3 protein-coding genes and 1 pseudogene are annotated in these 4932 nt (G+C 62.3%); 3 read left to right on the top strand and 1 reads right to left on the bottom strand.

Translation table 11 applies throughout. The annotated features are described in order from the left end of the window. Positions 1-537 precede the first annotated feature (537 nt). A complete protein-coding gene (locus VN004_RS14750) occupies positions 538-1764 on the top strand; it encodes a hypothetical protein (RefSeq protein ID WP_325611442.1) in 1227 nt (408 codons plus the stop codon). Positions 1765-1975: 211 nt separating this feature from the next. Here VN004_RS14750 and mutY read toward each other — a convergent pair. Beyond that, positions 1976-3094, bottom strand: a pseudogene (gene mutY, locus VN004_RS14745) (A/G-specific adenine glycosylase); the annotation flags it as partial. A 27-nt stretch (positions 3095-3121) separates the two neighbouring features. Between mutY and VN004_RS14740 the strand changes: the two are divergent. Beyond that, positions 3122-3598, top strand: coding sequence for a DUF721 domain-containing protein (locus VN004_RS14740; RefSeq protein ID WP_325611437.1), 477 nt, complete (start codon positions 3122-3124; stop codon positions 3596-3598). A 103-nt stretch (positions 3599-3701) separates the two neighbouring features. Continuing rightward, positions 3702-4352: a DsbA family protein gene (locus tag VN004_RS14735; RefSeq protein WP_325611444.1), complete on the top strand. Its 651-nt coding sequence runs from the start codon at positions 3702-3704 to the stop codon at positions 4350-4352. Positions 4353-4932: the final 580 nt, after the last annotated feature.

Raw genomic sequence — 4932 nt, 5'->3', positions numbered from 1 at the left:
GGGGTCAGGAGTTCGAATCTCTTCGGGCGCGCCATCTAAATCCCTTGCGTGGCAAGGATTTTCTCAAATTTTCCGAGTCCGTCGATGCGACGCCAAGAGGGCCTAGGTGGCCGTGTCCTTGGCCGTAGGTCCCGGACAAGTTGCGTTTTGCTGAAGCGATGTCGGTTGGGTGGAAATCGCGTCACCCTATGTCTTGTCGTCCCCGCGAAGGCGGGGATCCATAACCACCGCTCTGCAATTTGGGTCCCCGCTTGCGCGGGACGACTGTGTGAGCGCCGCTTCTTCCGCGAAAACCGAAACCGCTCAAGATCGCGGCGCCGCGGCATGAAATCGTAAAGAAGAGGGGCCCGCGGCGTTTGCACGCACCGGTGGTGCGGGCCGAGAGCTGAGGTGCGAAGATCGTCCTGTCCGAACGATTCCTTGCGCCATGTCGATCCCCGATTTTCGGTGGCTGGTCGCGGACAGGTTGTATTTTGTTGATCAGTTCTCTTGGCGGCTGCTGTTGTTCAACGGCACACCACTAACAATGAGGCCTCCATGCCCGAGCTGCATTCCAGTTTGCCCGACCACGGTCGTGTTTCCTGTTCCAAATGCTTTTCCGGTCTCATCACCGAATGGAATAAGACCGAATTGCGCCTCGCCGATTGGCACATCGTGAATAATCCAATGTCTTGGGGAACCGCGACGCCCCGCTTCCTGCTCCTTGGGATCTCCAAGGGCACGACACAATGTGAAGCAATCGCCACGAAGCCGCATGATGAAGTGCCCTTCGATGGCTTTCGGCCCGCTCTCACGCGGGCGCTTCAAGTCCTCGGCTTGCTTCGACCTGAGGAAATCATTGACGACAAGATTTCGGCGGCGGAACGCGATTGGGGCTTCGGCTCGATGGTGCGATGTGCCCTGGGGCTAATTAAGGCGGACAACTCGGTCAAACGCTCTGGCAGCGTCGTTCAACGTCTCGCCGCCATGCCGGTCAAAGAGAGCTGGATCGCGCGCTGTTCGTCGACATTCTTCAGTGTGCTGCCGGCAAGCCTTCAGGTGGTTGTTCTGCTTTCGAACGATGACAGGTACGTGGAGACTTGCTTCGCAGCGATCCGACAACTTCGCCCCGGTACTCGTAAGATCAACTCGGTTTCTTATGGCGACGGACAGATAACGTGGGTCCACATCATTCATGTAGGCGGCCCCGGCAAGAACCACGTCGCAGCGTGGTTCGAGGGCGAAGGCGTTCAGGGCGATAAGCGGCGTGCTGCCCAAGCAGCGGTTCGTCACGCGCTCGGCGATGCAGTGCATCAATCCTCGATTGCGGTGCCGGTATCAGCCGCTCGAGTGCCAAGTACGAAAGTGGGTCCGATTGGCACGACATCTCGCTCGCTCGGAGACGGAAAACCAATCCCGCCAAATCCCGTGCGCGATGCTATCCTGACCTCGATGCGGGCTCATCCCTTCTTTGTGCAGCATCCGGCTGAGACTATGGCCGAAGGCACGAAGTACATTTCTGCGTTTCGCGGGAGAAACGGACGTGTGATCGGCTTTGATAAGGCAGTTGCATCAAAGCACCCGATGTGGTTGCGCGACGAACCGCGGGTACGTGAACTGTTCGAGAAGCTTGGTATTCCGTTTGACGGTTATCCACCTGAGAAAGGCCGCAATAGCAACCTCAAGAAGCTGCCGGAGTTCAACGGCGAGAGCCTGGTGCGTGCTTTTCCGCGAACCCAAGGCGAGGCAATGGCGATCATCGAAGGCGTAGCCGAACTAGATTAGCGGATATGAGCTAGGAACGCTGCCGTAGCCGTCGCGACCCATCCAGTCGGACCGGACCCGTAGCAGCGCCATTCCCGGCCGACCGGGCGGAAGTCAAGCGCGGTTGCGCTACGATTGATGCAGCGAAATCGTTTGCACAGCCAAGACTCGCGACGCCGCTGCCCAATAGATCGCGTGGCGAAGACCGGCTTGAAGGGCGATCGCCTCGGCCGTCGCCCAAAGCATGCGCGATCACCTTGCGCATCACATTGGGGAACGCCTCGCCTTCGATCTCGTGTCCGGCAATCCAGCGCATACCTTCCGGCGCGGCCTTGGTGTTCGCCACCCGCGTGCGAAAGACCACGAGCTCCAGCGGAAAATGCGTGAAGGTGTGCGTGACGTGGCCCGGCACACGGCGCCATGTTGCCTTGACCGGTGCGCGCTCCAGCGCGGTCGCCTCGTCGAAGGCGTGCGTCCATTCGGTATTCGGCACCTCGGTCATTTTCGCAAGCAGGCCTTTGTCCGGGCGGGTGCGGACGAGGAGCGCCGCATCGGCGCGGGTCACGACGAAGGCTGCGCCGCGGCGCAGCCGGCCTTCCGCCTTCGGCGTCTTGCGCGGAAAGGTCTCCGGATCCCCGCGCCGGCGCGCAACGCAGATCGCCGTCCACGGGCACAGGGCGCAGGCCGGCTTTTTCGGTGTGCAGATGGTGGCGCCGAGATCCATCATCGCCTGCGCGAAGTCGCCGGCCCGCGCGTCCGGTGTCAGGGCGGCGGCATACGCGCGGATTTGCGGTTTTGCCGCGGGCAGCGCATCCGTCACGGCATAAAGTCTCGCGATCACCCGCTCGATATTGCCATCGACCGGGGTGGCCTTGCGATCGAAGGCGATCGCCGCGATGGCGGCAGCGGTATAGGCGCCGATGCCGGGCAGGGTGAGAAGTTCGGACTCCGAATCCGGGAAGCGGCCGCCATGCTCTTCGAGGATCGTGCGCGCACAGGCGTGAAGATTGCGCGCGCGGGCGTAGTAACCCAATCCGGCCCAGAGCTTCAGGACTTCTTCGAGCCTTTCCGCGGCGAGATCTGCGATCGTCGGCCAGCGTTCGAGGAAGCGCGCATAATAGGGGCCGACCGCCTTCACGGTGGTCTGCTGCAGCATGATTTCCGAGAGCCAGACGTGGTAAGGGTCCGGACGCGCACCGTTTTCCGCGCGCCACGGCAGCCGGCGGCGGTGCCGGTCATACCACGCAAGCAGCGCCGCGGCCGGGGCTTGCGACTGCGCAACGGCCGGTGTGTTCCGGTCCGCTATGGCCGTGTCGCGCTTTGTCGCCGCCTTGCGGTTTGCTAGCGTCATCATTCCCCTGTGACAGAGGCGCATTCGTTGAACAAGCCGCGACGCTTAGCCCGTCCACTGCCGGATATCGCGGCAAGTCTCCTTGCCGAGAGCTTCCGCAGGCAGGGCTTCAACTCGTCGGAACTGGTGGTGCGCTGGGCCGCCATCGTCGGTGAGGACGTGGCCGCGCATGCGGAGCCGCTGAAAATCCAGTGGCAGAAGGTTCCGGACGGCCAGCAGCCGCCGCCCGGCACGCTGGTGCTGCGCGTCGACGGGCCCGCTGCGATCGAGATTCAGCACATGTCGCATGTCATCCTGGAGCGCGTGAATCGCTATTTCGGCTTTGGCGCGATCGGCAAGATCGCCATCAGGCAGGCCCCTTTGCGGGCCGCCAGGGCGCGGCGCGCCGGCTCCGGGCTGAACCCGCAAGCCGTTCAATCGATTGCGGAAAGTCTCCCCGATGAGACCGACCCGGCGCTCCGGGATGCGATTGCCCGGCTGGGCGCTGCCATCAAGGGAAAGTGACGCGAACCGCCGCGCTTACCGAGCGCCCGCGCCATTGCCACATTCCCCGTGACAGGGTAGCCCAGACGCCGAAATTCAAGCTCCGCAGGAGTCCGACGTGCTCATGACCCGCCGCCAGTTCATCGCCGCATCTGCCGCATTGTCGGCGTTGCTCGCAACTCCGCTCGGCAGACCTTTTGCGTTGGTCGGCGATGCTCTGGCCCAGGAGCCCAGCCCGGCCGATCTGGCGCAGGCGGGTCCGCTCGGCGACGTCGTTCTCGGCAAGGATGACGCGCCGGTCACCATCATCGAATACGCCTCGATGACCTGCGGCCATTGCGCCAACTTCCACAACACCGTCTATCCCGAGATGAAGAAGAAATACGTCGATACCGGGAAGGTGAAATACATCCTGCGCGAATTCCCGCTCGACCCGCTGGCGGCGGCGGGCTTCATGCTGGCGCGCTGCGCGGGCAACGACAAGTATCACGCCATGATCGAAATGCTGTTCAGCAAGCAGAAGGATTGGGTGGTGCAGAACCCGATCCCGCCGCTGCTGGCGCTGGCGCAGCAGGCCGGCTTCACCAAGGACAGCTTCGAATCCTGCCTGAAGGATCAGAAGATCCTGGAGGCGATCGAGAGCGTGCGCACCCACGCCGCCGACAAGCTCGGGGTGAATTCCACGCCGACCTTCTTCATCAACGGCAAGCTGTTCCGCGGCACGATGACGATGGCCGAACTCGACAAGCAGATCGAGCCGCTGTTGAAGAGCTAAGCGAGCTCCGTTCGTTCTTGGTCACACACGACGCATCGCCCGCGAAAGCGGGCGATTTCTTTTGCGGCGCTACGCGTTGCCGGTGTCGTTGCCTTGGCGAGGCATTACAAAAGTGCCCCCAGAGCTTGCGGTTGAGGATTTTGCATCGCCCATTTGCTGTCATGCCCCGCGAAGGCGGGGCATCCAGCAAACTCTGGAAAGCGCTGTGTTTACTGGATCGCCCGCTCCTCGATGGCGATGATGGTACCCCAGAGCGAGCAAAACCGCGCTTTTTTGCCCCTCATGCTTTGGGCGCAAACCTCGGCCGGGAACCGCTTGTCGCGCTTTCCCCAGCCTTGAAATCTGCGCTGCAAGCCCCGAAATCCCCTGTCAACACTGATTTTTCCGCGATTCCAGCCACTGAGCCCAACTGGGGGAAACGCCCTTTTCAGGCTTGCCCCTGCCACATGGCGTCCTCATTCTCCCGCCACCTCAGGGCGGGGTTTTGTTGATTCGCTCCGGGGGCGATTGGCGCTGTCATGAGCGCCGCAAGGAAAGAAGACAACCAGTATGAAGCTGACGCGACTGCGGCTGATCGGCT

Source organism: Pseudorhodoplanes sp., assembly GCF_035565855.1.
GTDB lineage: Bacteria > Pseudomonadota > Alphaproteobacteria > Rhizobiales > Xanthobacteraceae > Pseudorhodoplanes.
This window is presented reverse-complemented; position numbering and strand designations above follow the sequence as displayed.

What these genes read in the sequence shown, in the direction of transcription:
- VN004_RS14750 (WP_325611442.1), top strand. Translation starts at nt 538, where the DNA reads ATGCCCGAGCTGCATTCCAGTTTGCCCGACCACGGTCGTGTTTCCTGT.
- VN004_RS14735 (WP_325611444.1), top strand. Translation starts at nt 3,702, where the DNA reads ATGACCCGCCGCCAGTTCATCGCCGCATCTGCCGCATTGTCGGCGTTG.